Here is a 15,251-nt window from a genome sequence, read left to right as displayed (position 1 = left end):
CCTAATGCGCGTGGCCCGAACGTGCGCAGCCCACCCTGACGGAGGGCAGGTCACCCCTCTTCGAGTAGCTCCACATTCACTGCGGATTCGGTGTCGGGTATGCCCGTTTCCTTCGCCTTGCGATCAGCCATGGACAGCAGGCGACGGATACGTCCGGCAACGGCGTCCTTGGTCATCGGCGGGTCGGCCAACTGGCCGAGTTCTTCGAGGGACGCCTGCCGATGCTCAACGCGCAGTGCGCCCGCCGCCGCGAGGTGATCGGGCACGTCCTCGCCGAGGATCTCCAACGCACGCTCGACGCGCGCAGCAGCCGCAACGGCAGCGCGAGCAGAGCGTCGCAGGTTTGCGTCGTCGAAATTGGCGAGACGATTGGCGGTGGCGCGGACCTCGCGTCGCATCCGTCGCTCCTCCCACACCAGGCGTGTGTCCTGGGCTCCCATTCGGGTCAGGAGATCGCCGATGGCCTCACCGTCGCGGATCACCACACGATCCGTTCCGCGAACCTCACGTGCCTTCGCCGAGATCCCCAGACGCCGCGCAGCTCCGACCAGAGCAAGTGCAGCTTCCGGGCCGGGGCAGCTCACTTCGAGCGCCGACGAACGGCCGGGTTCGGTCAGGGAACCGTGCGCGAGGAACGCACCGCGCCAAGCTGCTTCGGCGTCGCCGACACTTCCGCCGACGACCTGCGCAGGCAAGCCGCGAACCGGGCGCCCGCGAAGATCGAGCAGTCCCGTCTGGCGCGCGAGGGCCTCACCCTCCTTCGCCACACGCACGATGTAGCGAGCGGATTTTCGAAGCCCGCCCGCACTGAGTACGTGAACATCGGCACTGTAGGTGAACAGGTCGAAAATCTCCCGGCGCAGACGTCGCGCCGTAGAGCCCAGATCCACCTCTGCTTCGACGACCACCCGGCCGCCGACGATGTGGAGCCCACCGGCAAAGCGCAGCAACGCGGAGACCTCTGCCTTGCGGCAGCTGACCTGAGTCACCACTAACCGGCTCAGTTCGTCCTTGACCTCCGCTGTCATTGCCACGAAGCGTTCTCCCTCTGTTCTTCGGATTGCTGTTCTTGCAGGGAAGACTGTGTCGAATCCCCTACTGCCGCACTGCTCGACAGTTCAGCCAGTACATCGGCCAGTTTTGCCGGATCGTGTACATGCGCTGCGCCCGGTGAGGTGTCCGCGACATCCGCGTACCTGACTTCGGCTGAAAATTGATCCGCCGCACGCTGCAGATGTTCACGTTCACGCCCGGCCGGTACCGACGCCGAGTCGACCACCACGTAGTCGACCCGAAAATCGGGCACGTGTTGGGAGAGTACGTGCAGGTGACGCTCTGCGGAGAATCCGGCGGTCTCCCCCGGCTCGGGTGCGAGATTGAGCACCAGCACCTTTCGAGCATTCGTCGACGACAGTGATTCGACAAGTTCGGGTACCAGTACGTGCGGGATCACGCTCGAGAACCACGATCCCGGGCCGAGAACCACGAGATCGGCACGATCGATCGCAGTCACAGCCTCGGGACACGCGGGCGGATTGGACGGGAGCAGTCTCACACGCCGAACCTTGCCCGGCGTGGTCGCGACGGCGACCTGTCCACGAATGCAGCGGCTGACGCGTGGGTCCTCTTCGAGTCCTTGAACGTCGGCTTCGATCTCGAGCGCGATCGGCGACATCGGCAGCACGCGGCCACGGATTCGCAGCAGTCGCGCCATCTCGTCGAGCGCGACGACCGGATCGCCGAGCACCTCGGTGAGTCCGGCCAGGATGAGATTGCCCACCGAGTGCCCGGCAAGTGCGCCGACACCGCCGAAGCGATGCTGAATGGTCCGAGTCCAGTCGACTATCTCGGGTTCGTCCGACGCGAGAGCCGCGAGCGCCATCCGGAGGTCACCGGGCGGGATGACGCCGAGTTCGGCGCGCAGCCGGCCCGACGAACCACCGTCGTCGGCGACCGTGACCACTGCGGTGACGTCGACCGTCAGGCGTCTGACGGCCTGGAGCGTGGCGAACAATCCGTGCCCGCCGCCGAGCGCGACGATGGCCGGCCCATCTGGCTTCTCCCGCGAGCTATGTGTCGGTTCACTCATTCGCGCCCCAGATCCCGGTGCACGATGCTGACCGAGATGTCGTCCTCGGAACCCAAACGCCTCGCGAGAGCTTCGGACATGGCCACGCTTCGGTGCTTACCGCCGGTACACCCGACCGCAATTGTCATGTAGCGCTTTCCTTCTCGCCGATATCCGGCGATCGTCAAATCGACCAGATGTCGGTAGGTGTCTAGGTAGTCTTCCGCACCCTCGCGGGACAACACGTAGTCGCGGACGTCGGCATCCTGACCGGTGTGCGGGCGAAGTTCAGGGATCCAGTGGGGATTGGGCAGGAATCGAACGTCACAGACGAGATCGGCGTCCATCGGCAGGCCGTACTTGAATCCGAACGACTGGACCGTCACCTTCATCGTGCGGTTGGCATCGTTCCCGAACGCCGTTTCGATCTTCTGACGCAACTGATGTGCCTTCAGCGCCGACGTGTCGATGACCAGATCGGCGGCCGCCTTCACCACGGCCAACTGCCGACGCTCGGCTGCGATCCCTTCGGACAACGTGCCGTCGATGCCGTCGTTCTGCAACGGATGACTGCGGCGAACCTGTTCGAACCGTCGGATCAACACGTCGTCGGACGCTTCGAGGTACAGCACCCGAGTGTGGATCGGCTCCGCCTCGAGTTCGGTGAGCACCCACCCGAGATCGCCGGTGAAGAGTCGACTCCGCACGTCGATCACGACGGCGAGACGATCGACCGGCGGATCGGAGGTCAAGCTCAGACCGACCATCCGGGAAATGAGCTCAGGTGGCAAATTGTCCGCGACATACCAGCCGAGGTCTTCGAGCACCTTGGCAGCGGTACTCAAACCGGCTCCGGACAATCCCGTCACCAGCAGGAAATCCATCGTTCGACTGTCTTTGGCGCTGTCGGTAGTCACTGTGCACTCGGCCCCGTCGTCGGCATGGACAATTCTCGCGACTCGGAGCCCTCGTCACCGCTACCGGATTCGGCGCTTGGCGCGTCAGCAGAGGTAACAGACGATTCGGATTCCTTGTCCAGCTCATCATCCCCTACCGCGGCTGGCAGCGCTCGAGCTTCAGCACCCGCATCGGCTGCAGCCGAATCCGTGCCGAGTGCGGCCAGAACTGCTGTGGCTGTGGTCTCACCGATACCGGGGACCTGCATGATCTCCTCGACCGTTGCCGTTTTCAGCTTCGCCACGGAACCGAAGTGAGCCACCAGAGCAGTACGGCGAGTTTCACCGAGCCCCTTGACCGAGTCCAGAGCCGAAGCCGTCATCCGCCTCGAGCGCTTGCTGCGATGGAACGTGATCGCGAAGCGGTGGGCTTCGTCTCGGATGCGTTGCAGGAGGTACAACGACTCGCTCGTTCGGGGAAGGATGACCGGATCTTCTTCCCCCGGTACCCACACCTCTTCGAGTCGCTTGGCCAAGCCGACTACCGCGACGTCGGTGACCCCCAGCTCGTCGAGGACCGCCGCTGCGGCCGTGACCTGGGGGGCGCCGCCGTCCACGACGAACAGATTGGGTGGATAGGCGAACCGCCGAGGCCGGCCCGTCGCCGGGTCGATCGCCGCTTCGGGAGCCAGATCCCCACCGTCCGCGTCCATGGTCGACGCCGACGCAGCGAGAATGCCCAGGTCGCGGTTGTGTCGGAGGAACCGCCTGCGAGTGATCTCGGCGATACTCGCCACGTCGTCGGAATGACCGTCGCCGGCAGCTTCCTTGATCGCGTAATGGCGGTAGTCCGACTTACGCGGGAGCCCGTCTTCGAACACGACCAGTGACGCCACGACGTCGGTTCCCTGGACATGACTGATGTCGATGCATTCGATTCGTAGCGGAGCCGAGTCCAGGTCCAGTGCTTCCTGGATGCCCTGAAGCGCCGCAGAACGCGAGGTGAAATCACCGGCGCGTTTGAGCTTGTGCTGCGCCAGAGCCTCTTTCGCGTTTCGCTGGACCGTTTCGGCGAGGTCTTTCTTGTCGCCGCGTTGCGGAACCCGCAGTTGCACTTGCGATCCCCGAAGCTTGCTCAGCCACGCCTGGATCTCGGTCGCGTTGGCGGGCAGGACCGGCACGAGAACTTCCTTGGGAACGGCGCTGATCCCGGCCTCGGAGCCCGCTCCCGGGTCGAGTGCCGCCTGCTCACCGTAGAACTGGGTGAGGAACTGCTCGACCAGGATCGGCAGGTCGGACTCGGCGTCGAGTGCGGCCCAGTCGATGGCATCGCCTGCCTTCTCCACGACCCATCCACGCTGACCCCGCACGCGTCCGCCGCGCACGTGGAACACCTGAACGGCGGCTTCGAGATCATCGGTGGCAAAGGCTACGAGATCGGCGTCGGTGCCGTCACCGAGTACGACGGCCTGCTTCTCGAGCGCCTTGCGCAAAGCCCCGATATCGTCACGCAGACGGGCTGCAGTCTCGAAATCGAGGTCCTCGGAAGCCTGCTGCATGCGCTTTTCGAGATCTTTGACCAGCTTGTCCGTGCGGCCGGCGAGGAAGTCGCAGAAATCTTCGACGATCTGACGATGCTCCTCGGCGCTGACTCGTCCGACGCAGGGCGCCGAGCACTTGTCGATGTAACCGAGCAGACACGGCCGGCCGATCTGGTTGTGTCGTTTGAAGACTCCGGACGAGCACGTTCGTGCGGGAAACACTCGCAGCAGCAGATCGAGTGTTTCGCGAATCGCCCAGGCATGCGAGTAGGGACCGAAGTAGCGGACGCCCTTGCGCCGCGGACCGCGGTAGACGAACAGCCGCGGGAACTCTTCGTTGAGCGTCACGGCGAGAACCGGATACGTCTTGTCGTCGCGGTACCGCACGTTGAACCGCGGATCGAATTCCTTGATCCAGTTGTACTCGAGCTGAAGCGCTTCGACTTCGGTACTGACGACGGTCCACTCGACGCTGCCGGCGGTGGTCACCATCTGCCGAGTACGGGGATGAAGTGTCGTGACGTCCGCGAAGTACGAGTTCAAACGTGAACGGAGGCTTTTCGCCTTTCCGACGTAAATGACCCGACCATGCGGATCGCGAAATTTGTAGACGCCCGGCGCAGCCGGAATGGTTCCGGTAGCGGGGCGGTAAGTCGAGGGATCCGGCACGGTTTCAGGTTAGTCGCCGCCACCGACCGACTCGGAAACGCGCAGGATGCGGGCACCGAACCGGTCGGAAGACGTCAGTTGCTCTTGTGCGCGACCGGTGCGTAGCGGTCGGCCAGTTCGCGGAACTTGCCGACCGTGTCGACGGCGTACTCACGGTCGTTGGACTGGATCGCCATCACTGCCATGTACTCGTCGTCGGGCAATTCGATGCGTGCCCAGGCGGCGCCGTCGGGGAACGAGAGTCCCTCGAACAGATCCCAGTCGACCATCTTCTCGCCCAAGATGTTTCGTACGGCGATTCCCTGCTTGCCCACCTTGACCCGGGGCCGCGTCAACATCAGTACACCGAGAGCCAGAATGGTGCCGATGCCTGCCATCGCAAGTTGGTCCGCGGCTCGGAAGTACACGCCGGTGGACCCCTGGCGGAGCAGGAGTGCAAGTGTGACGTGAACGATCACCAGGAGGACAGCAACTCCGATCGCGTATCGCGTCGACTTACGCGGTGACGCAATCAGTTCCCAGTTCTCGTTGTCGCCGGGTGTACTCATCGAAACGAATCCTCGGTCCATGGTGCTCGGAGATGGCGCAGGGTCACTGCGGTGTCCAGTGCGGCGGCGCAGGCCTGTGCGCCCTTGTCCTCGACGCTACCCGGCAGCCCCGAACGGTCAAGAGCCTGCTGCTCGGTGTCGGTGGTCAGGACACCGTTCCCCACGGGAGTGCTTTCGTCGAGTGAGACGCGTGTAAGGCCCGCGGTGACCGCGTCGCACACGTACTCGAAGTGCGGCGTGCCGCCGCGGATGACAACACCGAGTGCGACGACGGCGTCGTGCGTGCGCGCCAATGCCTGCGCAACGACCGGCAGTTCGATCGCACCGGCGACACGGACCAGTGTCACGTCCTTGATCTGTGCCTCCTGCGCGACGCGCTGCGCGCCGGCGATCAGAGCCTCGGAGATCGTCGCGTGCCACTGCCCGGCAACGATCGCCAGCTTCAGATCCTTGGCCTCGGCGATCGCGAGCTGCGGCTGACCTTCGCCGCTCACAGTGCGGTTCCCGGCTGTGCGGTGTTCTGGTTCGCCTCGTACTCGTCCAGTCCGATCAGATCGTGACCCATCCGATCTCGCTTGGTGCGCAGGTAGGTGAGGTTCTCCGCATTCGCGCGCAGCGGCATCGGAACGCGATCGGTGATCTGCAGGCCGTAGCCGTCCAGACCCACACGCTTGGCCGGGTTGTTGGTCAGCAGACGCATCGACGAGATCCCCAGATCGACGAGGATCTGCGCACCGATGCCGTAGTCGCGGGCGTCCGCCGGTAGCCCGAGTTCGAGATTGGCGTCGACTGTGTCGGAACCGGCGTCCTGGAGCTGGTAGGCCTGCAGCTTGTGCATGAGGCCGATGCCACGACCCTCGTGTCCGCGCATGTACAGGACAACGCCGCGGCCTTCCTGGGCGACCATGTCCAGTGCGGCGTCGAGCTGTGGGCCGCAATCGCACCGCAGCGAACCGAAGACGTCGCCGGTGAGGCACTCGGAGTGAACGCGGACGAGTACGTCGCTACCGTCTCCGTCGGGGCCTGCGATGTCGCCGCGCACCAGCGCAACGTGCTCGACCTCGTCGTAGATGCTGGTGTAGCCGACAGCGGTGAACTCACCGTGGCGGGTGGGGATGCGGGCCTCGGCGATGCGCAGTACGTGCTTCTCGTGCTTGCGACGCCATGCGATGAGGTCCGCGATCGAGATCAGAGCAAGGTTGTGTTCGTCGGCGAAGACTCGCAACTCGTCGGTCTGAGCCATCGCGCCTTCGTCCTTCTGGCTGACGATTTCGCAGATGACGCCGGCGGGACGCAGGTCCGCCATGCGGGCGAGGTCGACTGCAGCTTCCGTGTGGCCCGGACGACGCAGCACTCCGCCTTCCTTCGCGCGGAGCGGAACGACGTGGCCGGGACGAGTGAAATCGTTGGCACCGGATTCGGGGTTTGCGAGCAGACGCATCGTCGCAGCGCGGTCCGATGCCGAGATGCCGGTACCGATTCCTTCGCGGGCGTCGACGGTCACGGTGTAGGCGGTGCCGTGCTTGTCCTGGTTGGTGGCGTACATCGGGGGCAGGCCCAGCCGATCGCAATCGTCACCGTCGAGCGGCACGCACAGGTAGCCGGAGGTGTACCTGACCATGAACGCCACCAGTTCCGGGGTGGCTTTCTCGGCGGCGAAGATGAGGTCGCCCTCGTTCTCGCGATCCTCGTCGTCCACGACGACAACAGCTTTACCTGCAGCGATATCTGCTACTGCGCGCTCGATACTGTCGAACCTGGTCACGTGCTCGCACTCCAAAGTCTTGACTTTTAACATCATCGAATACAACAAGTGCATCCGACGGATGCACTGACAACCCTACGACCAATCGGACGGGTCCGATCAGCCTGGTCCTACCGACCGGCAGAGTGAAGCCGCTCGACGTACTTGGCGATCACGTCCACCTCGAGGTTGACCGGCGTACCGACCACAGCGGTTCCGAGCGTCGTCAACTCGAGCGTTGTCGGGATCAGCGAGATCTCGAAGTACTCGAACCCGCGGTCGCCACCCAGCGCGGAGACCGTCAGCGAGACTCCGTCGACAGTGATCGAACCCTTCTCCACCACGTATCGGGAAATGGAGTCCGGCAGTGCGATCCGCACTACCTCCCAGTTCTCGGAAGGCGAGCGGGAAATGACGTGGCCAGTTCCGTCGACGTGCCCTTGAACCAAGTGGCCGCCGAGTCGACTGTTCAGCGCCGCGGCGCGCTCGAGGTTGACGCGAGAGCCGACATCCAACTTCGCCAGGCTCGAGCGGTTCAGCGTTTCCTGCATGACGTCTGCGGTGAACGAACCGTCGGCAAGCACATCGACGACCGTCAGGCACACGCCGTTGACCGCGATCGAATCGCCGTGACCGGCGTCGGAGGTGACCAGTGGCCCGCGCACCGTGAAGCGTGCAGCATCGACCAGTTCTTCCTTGGCGACAATTTCGCCGAGTTCTTCCACAATTCCTGTGAACACGCGCCCTACTCCTCGTTCCCCGGAGCAGAACTCTCCGGAACCAGACTCAACAAAATATCGGGGCCGATCGTTACCGCGGACTCCAAACGGAATCGGTGAGCGTCGGTGATGGTGTGCACTCCGGCATCGACGAGCGCGGAAGCGCCCGCGCCGAGCAGTATCGGAGCGATGTACGCCTCGATGACGTCGACATATCCGGCGGCGAGGAATGCTCCGGCCAGACGGGGCCCACCCTCGAGCAGTACGTCTGTGTACTCCCCCAACGCCTCGACAACTTCGTCGATGTTGTCGGTGTTGAGCAACAGAGTCGGTGCGGTGTCATCGAGAACGCTTGCCGTCGAAGGTATTTCACGCTTTCCGACGACGACGCGTACGGGCTGATGCGCCGCTAGCTCACCGGTGGGCTGACGCGCCGTCAGCCATGGATCATCGGCGAACACGGTGCCGGTGCCGACCACGATCGCATCGATCTGCGCCCGCTGAGCATGCACGCGCGCCCTCGCCTGCGGACCGGTGATCCACTGACTCGTTCCGTCCTCGGCGGCGCTGCGCCCGTCCAGACTGGCCGCGTACTTCCACGTGATGTGCGGGCGACCGGTGCGCTGTTTGTGCAGCCAGGCTCGCAGTGGACCAGCTTCCACCTCGGGTGCTCGCAGTCCGGCGGTGACGCTGATTCCAGCTCGCATGAGCGTCGCTGCGCCGCCGGAAGCCTCGGGATTGGGATCACCGACTGCGTAGACGACCGCCGAGACCCCGGCGTCGATCAATGCCTGCGAGCAAGGGCCGGTTCGCCCCTGGTGATTGCACGGTTCCAGTGTCACCACGGCCGTTCCACCACGTGCCGCATCGCCAGCCTCGTCGAGAGCCACGACCTCCGCGTGCGGTCCACCGGGCGGTTGCGTCATACCGACGCCCGCGATGGTGCCGTCGGCGGCGAGGATGACAGCGCCGACCGGCGGGTTGGGGCTGGTGAATCCGCGCGCAGAATCGGCTGCGGCCAGCGCAATCTGCATCGCGGCGTCAAGATCAGCCGTCGACGCCTGTCCACCCTTTGCCATCGAGCGGCTCAGACCGACAGCGTCAGGTGCGGCGACGCCGAGGCGGCCTGCGCGCGGAGCTTGCGCACCGCCTCACCGGGATCACTCGCCCCGTACACCGCCGAACCGGCGACGAAGCAGTCGATCCCTGCTTCAGCGGCCTGCTCGATCGTGGAAGCGTTGATGCCGCCGTCGATTTCGACGAGGAGCGTCAGCTCACCCGAGTCGACGAGCTTGCGAACTGCGCGTGCCTTGTCGAGCACCTGAGGCATGAAGGACTGACCACCGAATCCGGGTTCGACGCTCATGATCAAGAGGGTGTCGAAGTCCTTGAGAATTTCCAGGTAGTCGTCGATCGGGGTTCCAGGCTTGATGCTCAGCCCCGCCTTGGCACCAGCTGCACGAATATCGCGGGCAACCGAACGCGGGTCGTCGGTGGCCTCGGCGTGGAACGTGACGTTGTACGCACCGGCCTCGGCGTACGGCGGCGCCCAGCGCTCCGGATTCTCGATCATGAGATGGCAGTCGAGAGGAATGTCCGTCGCCTTCAGCAGACTCTCGACCACCGGCAGACCCAGCGTGAGATTGGGAACAAAATGCGCGTCCATCACGTCGACGTGAAGCCAGTCGGAGCCGGACACGGCAGTCGCTTCATCGGCGAGTCGAGCAAAATCTGCGGACAAAATGGACGGTGCAATCATCGGGGAAGCCACGCCGCCGAGTTTAGCTGTGACTCATCGCCGACCGTGCATGCACATCGGCTGTGCTTCATCGCCGACCGTGCATGCACATCGGAGCCGGTGAAATCCGATCAGTTCTTGACGACGGTGCGGAGCTTTCGCACCTTGGCGGGCGCCTTGATCCGCCACGCATCTTCGAGCATCTCGCCCAACTGCACCTCGTCGATCAGTTCGAGGTGCACGAGGATCGATCCGTGCCCGTGATAGTGATCTGTGGTGAAGAAAGCCGCCTCGCCACTGGCGAGTAGCGCCTCCTTCTCGTCCAGACCGCACATCACGACCAAAGCGCCCTCCGCTTCGGTGCGGAGCCGCGCAAAAGTTTTACCTGCCACCTTGAGTGCCGGGGTGTTGTACGAGGTCGACTCTTCCACGGAGGGAAGAGCCGAACCCAGTACTACAACCTGTTCCCACGTAACCATGTAGGCACCATACGACTACCGATGCCCAGAAGTCATCCGATCAGGCCAGCGGCTTGCGCAAAGCGGCCATGAACATAGCGTCCGTGCCGTGTCGATGCGGCCACAACTGAACCGACGATCCGTCTCCGACGTCCGGGACACCTGGCACCAATTCCTTGGTGTCGAGTTCCACGACGCCATGACGCCGCACCGCATCGGCGACCACTGCCAGCGTTTCCGACAAGTGCGGCGAGCACGTGGAGTACAGCACCACTCCGCCGGGGCGAACCAGTTCGATTGCGGCAGCAAGCAATTCACGCTGCAACTTCACGAGCGGAGCCACATCGGACGGCTGGCGACGCCAACGTGCCTCCGGGCGCCGACGCAGCGCACCCAACCCGGTGCAGGGAGCGTCGACGAGGATGCGGTCGTATCCGGGTTCGAGCCCGGATTCGCGGCCGTCCGCCACGTGTACGTCCACGGGAAGCTCGCGAGTGGTCTTGCGAATCAACTCGGCACGGTGTTCGACCGGCTCGACGGCGTCGAGTCGACCACCTTCGATGCCGGCAAGAGCACCGAGAAGTGCCGCTTTTCCTCCTGGACCTGCGCAGAGATCGAGCCAGCGTCCGGAGTCTTCACCTTCGAGAGGAGCAATGCTGAGGGCGCGGGCAACCAGCTGACTGCCCTCGTCCTGCACTCCTGCCAGGCCTTGGCGGACCGCCTCGAGTTGTCCGGGGTCACCGCCGTCGAGATGCACGGCGTACGGCGAGTACGGCCCGATCTCGCCGCCGGTCACCAGTGCGAGCTCCTCGGCGGAGATCTCACCGGGGCGGGCGACGAGGTGCACGGCGGGGCGGGCGTCGTCGGCGATCAGGACGTCTTCGAGCTCTCCGGCTGCAGCGCCGAGCGAGTCGGCAAATACCTGCGCGATCCACAGGGGATGCGCGTGCTCGAAGGCGAGTCGGCCGACCGGGTCCTTCGGGGCTAGCAGCTCGACCCACTCGTCCTGGGTGCGTTCGGAAACACGGCGCAGGACCGCGTTGACGAATCCTGCTCGGCCCTGGCCGTTTTCGGCGCGAACGAGGTCGACCGAGGTGGCAACAGCAGCGTGCGGTGCGACACGAGTACGCAGTAGTTGGTACGAGCCGAGTCGGAGTACATCGAGCAGGGTTCCGTCGATCTCTTCGATCGGCCGACCCGCCGCATGCGCGATCACCGCATCCAGGAGGCCCTGAGCACGTGCCGCGCCGTACGCGAGTTCGGTCGCCAGCGCCGCATCGCGTGCGTCGAGTTTGCGGTCACGCAGGAGCCCGGGCAGAACCAGGTTCGCGTATGCGTCACGTTCACGGACCGCGCGCAGGACGTCGCGCGCAGCCAGGCGCGGCTGATCGAGCCCGGCGGTTGCCGGATCCGGCCGCTTGGCCTGCTTCGGCTTGGTGTTCTTGCCGCCGGTTGCATTCTTGGCTCCGGGACCCTGTGTCCGCCGTGCCGGTCGTCGTGATTCGGTCACTGTGCTCGTACCTCCGCGTCGAGTCGGGCACCGCGTGCCCAGTCCCCTGCCGACATCAATTTCTTGCCCGGGGGCTGAATCTGCCCGAGTCGTACCGCGGTGGTCGCGGTACCGATGTACAGACCATCCTTGCGTACCGAGATCTCACCGACTGCCAGGGTCTCGTCCGTAACGGTGACCGGGCCGACCTTGACTCGAAGATCACCGATCATCGTCCAGGCCCCGGGTGCGGGTGTGACTGCTCGGATGTGCCGGTCCACCGTGCGAGCGGGCAATTCCCACCGCACGCGGGCCGCGTCCACAGTCACCTTGGGGGCGTACGAGACGCCGTCGGCAGACTGCGGAACCGCGTTGATCTCTCCGGCCTCCAGGCCGTCGAGTACCGATTCGAGCAGGGCAGCGCCGTTTTCCGCCAGACGCCCGAGCAGGTCGCCTGCCGTATCGGTGTCGCGAATCCGCTCGGTCATCACTCCGTACACGGGGCCGGTATCCATGCCGGCTTCCAAACGGAACGCACTGGCGCCCGTCACCTCGTCACCGGCACTGATCGCGGCCTGCACCGGCGCGGCGCCGCGCCACGCCGGAAGCAGCGAGAAATGCAGATTGACCCAACCGTGTTTCGGAATGTCGAGGACGTTCTGCGGCAACAGGTTTCCGTAGGCGACGACGGGTGCGCAGTCCGGTTCCAGGCGGGCGAGTTCGGCTGCGAAGTCGGGATCGGACGCCTTGACCGGGGTCAGGACCGGGATGCCGTGCTCGTCGGCAAGCAGACCGATCGGCGAGCGGGTGACTTTGCGACCGCGGCCCGCCACAGCGTCCGGACGCGTGACGACGGCTACCACTTCGTGGTTGGCGGACTCGATGAGACGCCGCAGTGAAGGAACCGCGGGTTCGGGCGTTCCGGCGAACACGACGCGCATGTCAGCTCTCCCGTTTCGTTGGGCTCTTCGGACTCTGATCAGCCGATCGGCCTGTCGAACGCGGTGGACTGCAACTCACGAAAATGCTCCCGGATGTGTCGGTGGGTGGAACTGTCAGTCTAAGGACTGCGGGAGCTACGACCTACCTCGCGCCACACCGAACCACTTTCTCAGCAATTTCTTTGATCAGAACCCTGCAGATTCACCGGTCCTCGGTATTGACTGTCTCTGTCGTCGCCACTCGGCGGAGGCTGATACGGGATACACCGATCACACGGAGGAACTTAGATGGCAGGCATCGACAGTAAGTTCGACAAGGCCTACGCAGGAAAGTCCGTCGAAGAATTGGCGGACGCCCCGGTCGCGGCACTCAACGGCGTAAGCGATTCGGACGCAGAACATTTGAAGGCAGCGTTCAACATCAAGACCGTCCGCGACCTCGGAACGAACAAGTTCTTCCTGTGGGCGCAGGCCACTGCCAAGCTCGCCGAGTAAACATCCCGACCCACGTGGTCTCGGTGCTCACGAATTTGCAGCTCACGAATTTGCGTCGATGACCACTTGCGGAATATCCGTGCCGAGCGGCACCGCGCTGCACGAAGCGTGCCGCTCGGCATCGGGGTCGAGGACCGTCCGGATGACGTCGATCACGTAGGGGTCGTACGGCATGCGGAAGTGGCCGGTCAGGTTCGACGGGCACAGATCCTGGAGGACGATGTTTTCTGCACCGGCGTCGCGGAGCGCGATGTTCGAGGACGGCTGGATCATCTCGTCGACAGTGGACCCGATAGTCGTGTAGCGCACTCCGGGTACGGTATCGCCGCCGTCGTTGAGGGCGTTCAACGTATCCGACCCCTGCATCTGCTCGCGGACAGCTCGCGAAAAGACATCTTCGACAAAGTCTTCTCCGCCGGGGATCGCACGGACGATGGGAACCAACCCGAACATCACCCCGCCGTAGGTCGGCGAAGCCAAGCCGACCCAATGATCGACGTAGGCGTCGCCGCCCATTTTGTTGACGTAGTACCGCGTCACCGTCGCGCCTTGGGAGTAGCCGATCACGTCGACCTTGTCCGCTCCGGTCGCGGTCAGCACCTGATCGACGAAAGAACCGAATGCGGTCGCACTACCGACTATGTCGCCGACGCCGTAAGTCTCGTGTGCGACGTCCCCGTCTTCGTCTTCGATCGCACCGCCGTAATTGAGGGCGAAGACGCAGTAGCCGTCAGCTGCCAGTGCCGGCGACAGGGCCGCCCAATCCGCGTACGCCTCGGTGTCGGTTCCGTGGGCGAGTACAACCGGTCGGGGATGCGTGGCGGAAGGCTCACAGCCGAAATCGTTCGACCCGGCAGGCGCGGATCCTGGATGAGCATGCGCATATGCCGTGGCAACGGAACGAGTCGCCTGACCCGGACCGATGTCGAGAGGAACGTCCATCGCGTCGGCACTCGCAGACGGGAGCGTCGGTGCGGCAGCCGATATCGCCGGCGGTGCTCCGATCAGCAGCGCCACTGCTACCGAAAATGTCAGTCCCACAGACCGTTTGACGCCAGCCATTGTTCCTGCTCCTGCTCTGATCCTACGAGGGAGCTGACCGTAACACCAGAAACTTCGGGGCGCATACCCTACCGAACAGTAGGTATCCGACGTCTCAATTGCCGCCTTCATCGGCGTCATCACCGGCAAGCACTCGGTAGAGCGACTTGCGCGCCTCGACAAGCACGTCGGCTGCGGCCTTGACCTGCGCTGGTGTGCCTACAGCAGCCACTTGACCGGCCGCGCCCATCAGCTGGCCGATCAGTTCACGAAGGTCCTGCTCCGGCTCCCCTACGCTGAGACGAACGTCATCCCACGGTGCCCCGAGATCGGCGCGATGCTCCTCGACGTACGCGACGCCTTCCTCGGTCAGCTTGGCGGTCTTGCGGCCGGCGACCTTTTCGATGATGACCAGTCCCTCGTCCTCGAGTTGGGACAGCGCGGGATAAATGGAACCCGGACTCGGCTTCCAGACGCCGCCGCTGCGCTCGACGATCTGCTGAATCAATTCGTAGCCGTGCATCGGCTCTTCCGCGATCAACAACAGAATCGCAGCGCGCACATCTCCACGACGACCTCGTCCGCCACGTCCTCGCCCGCGACCGAACTGAGCGCCCGGACCGAAGCCGGGGCCGGGTCCGCCGTCTGGACCGAAACGCCCCCGCCGATGGCCTCTGCGTGGCATGTCACCGAAGCCCGGCCGCTCGTGCGGTCGACCGCGTCGTCCACCGTCTCGATCGCCGGGACCATCGCCCGGCGCGCCGTCGTCCGTCGGCACCCACATCACAAATGGTGGCCGTTGCTCACGGCCGAAACCGCCGAAGAAACCGCGTCGGCCGAACATCCCCTCGTTCGGGAAACTTGCATCCACTGTCGAACCTCCATCACTATCGTTGATAGTTCG

16 protein-coding genes are annotated in these 15,251 nt (G+C 64.4%); 1 reads left to right on the top strand and 15 read right to left on the bottom strand.

Going from position 1 to position 15,251, the window contains the following annotated elements; genetic code table 11:
- Positions 1 to 50: 50 nt before the first annotated feature.
- The 13 genes from whiA to fmt form a co-directional block, all read right to left on the bottom strand.
- Entirely contained in the window at positions 51 to 1,028 is a 978-nt protein-coding gene (whiA, locus tag GJB56_RS07410; RefSeq protein WP_021344225.1) for a DNA-binding protein WhiA, read from the bottom strand.
- A complete protein-coding gene (locus GJB56_RS07405; RefSeq protein WP_019748388.1) occupies positions 1,025 to 2,089 on the bottom strand; it encodes a gluconeogenesis factor YvcK family protein in 1,065 nt (354 codons plus the stop codon). Before GJB56_RS07405 ends, whiA begins: the two co-directional genes overlap by 4 nt.
- Entirely contained in the window at positions 2,086 to 2,985 is a 900-nt protein-coding gene (rapZ, locus tag GJB56_RS07400) for an RNase adapter RapZ (RefSeq protein ID WP_003944872.1), read from the bottom strand. The genes GJB56_RS07405 and rapZ overlap by 4 nt, the downstream gene beginning before the upstream one ends.
- On the bottom strand, positions 2,982 to 5,174 hold the full coding sequence (gene uvrC, locus GJB56_RS07395) for an excinuclease ABC subunit UvrC (protein ID WP_019748387.1): 2,193 nt from the start codon (positions 5,172 to 5,174) through the stop codon (positions 2,982 to 2,984). The genes rapZ and uvrC overlap by 4 nt, the downstream gene beginning before the upstream one ends.
- 74 nt (positions 5,175 to 5,248) lie before the next feature.
- Positions 5,249 to 5,722, bottom strand: a complete 474-nt coding sequence (locus GJB56_RS07390) for a PH domain-containing protein (protein ID WP_099697595.1) — start codon at positions 5,720 to 5,722, stop codon at positions 5,249 to 5,251.
- Positions 5,719 to 6,216: a 6,7-dimethyl-8-ribityllumazine synthase gene (gene ribH / locus GJB56_RS07385; protein WP_003944999.1), complete on the bottom strand. Its 498-nt coding sequence runs from the start codon at positions 6,214 to 6,216 to the stop codon at positions 5,719 to 5,721. Before ribH ends, GJB56_RS07390 begins: the two co-directional genes overlap by 4 nt.
- Complete coding sequence (locus GJB56_RS07380; RefSeq protein WP_003944833.1) at positions 6,213 to 7,487, bottom strand: bifunctional 3,4-dihydroxy-2-butanone-4-phosphate synthase/GTP cyclohydrolase II; 1,275 nt, start codon at positions 7,485 to 7,487, stop codon at positions 6,213 to 6,215. The genes ribH and GJB56_RS07380 overlap by 4 nt, the downstream gene beginning before the upstream one ends.
- 110 nt (positions 7,488 to 7,597) lie before the next feature.
- Complete coding sequence (locus GJB56_RS07375) at positions 7,598 to 8,206, bottom strand: riboflavin synthase (protein ID WP_003944892.1); 609 nt, start codon at positions 8,204 to 8,206, stop codon at positions 7,598 to 7,600.
- Positions 8,207 to 8,211: 5 nt separating this feature from the next.
- The gene (gene ribD / locus GJB56_RS07370) at positions 8,212 to 9,264 is read right to left on the bottom strand and encodes a bifunctional diaminohydroxyphosphoribosylaminopyrimidine deaminase/5-amino-6-(5-phosphoribosylamino)uracil reductase RibD (protein ID WP_113683614.1); all 1,053 of its coding nucleotides are present in this window, start codon (positions 9,262 to 9,264) and stop codon (positions 8,212 to 8,214) included.
- An 8-nt stretch (positions 9,265 to 9,272) separates the two neighbouring features.
- The gene (gene rpe / locus GJB56_RS07365) at positions 9,273 to 9,956 is read right to left on the bottom strand and encodes a ribulose-phosphate 3-epimerase (protein WP_019748384.1); all 684 of its coding nucleotides are present in this window, start codon (positions 9,954 to 9,956) and stop codon (positions 9,273 to 9,275) included.
- Positions 9,957 to 10,054: 98 nt separating this feature from the next.
- A complete protein-coding gene (locus GJB56_RS07360) occupies positions 10,055 to 10,402 on the bottom strand; it encodes an MmcQ/YjbR family DNA-binding protein (RefSeq protein WP_019748383.1) in 348 nt (115 codons plus the stop codon).
- A gap of 40 nt (positions 10,403 to 10,442) precedes the next feature.
- Positions 10,443 to 11,891, bottom strand: coding sequence for an RsmB/NOP family class I SAM-dependent RNA methyltransferase (locus GJB56_RS07355; RefSeq protein WP_019748382.1), 1,449 nt, complete (start codon positions 11,889 to 11,891; stop codon positions 10,443 to 10,445).
- The gene (fmt, locus tag GJB56_RS07350; RefSeq protein ID WP_019748381.1) at positions 11,888 to 12,811 is read right to left on the bottom strand and encodes a methionyl-tRNA formyltransferase; all 924 of its coding nucleotides are present in this window, start codon (positions 12,809 to 12,811) and stop codon (positions 11,888 to 11,890) included. The genes GJB56_RS07355 and fmt overlap by 4 nt, the downstream gene beginning before the upstream one ends.
- A gap of 288 nt (positions 12,812 to 13,099) precedes the next feature.
- Between fmt and GJB56_RS07345 the strand changes: the two genes are divergently transcribed.
- Positions 13,100 to 13,306 carry a hypothetical protein gene (locus GJB56_RS07345; RefSeq protein ID WP_003944900.1) on the top strand — a complete coding sequence of 69 codons (207 nt, stop codon included), beginning with the start codon at positions 13,100 to 13,102 and terminating at the stop codon, positions 13,304 to 13,306.
- 42 nt (positions 13,307 to 13,348) lie between these two features.
- Here GJB56_RS07345 and GJB56_RS07340 read toward each other — a convergent pair whose 3' ends face one another.
- Complete coding sequence (locus GJB56_RS07340; RefSeq protein ID WP_019748380.1) at positions 13,349 to 14,368, bottom strand: esterase/lipase family protein; 1,020 nt, start codon at positions 14,366 to 14,368, stop codon at positions 13,349 to 13,351.
- Between the two features lie 94 nt (positions 14,369 to 14,462).
- Positions 14,463 to 15,131: a PadR family transcriptional regulator gene (locus tag GJB56_RS31605; protein ID WP_370627685.1), complete on the bottom strand. Its 669-nt coding sequence runs from the start codon at positions 15,129 to 15,131 to the stop codon at positions 14,463 to 14,465.
- Positions 15,132 to 15,251 lie beyond the last annotated feature (120 nt).

The organism is Rhodococcus sp. AQ5-07 (assembly GCF_009707305.1).
Lineage (GTDB): Bacteria > Actinomycetota > Actinomycetes > Mycobacteriales > Mycobacteriaceae > Rhodococcus_F > Rhodococcus_F erythropolis.
Note: the sequence above shows the minus strand (reverse complement) of the source record. Positions and strands in the feature narration are given on the sequence as shown.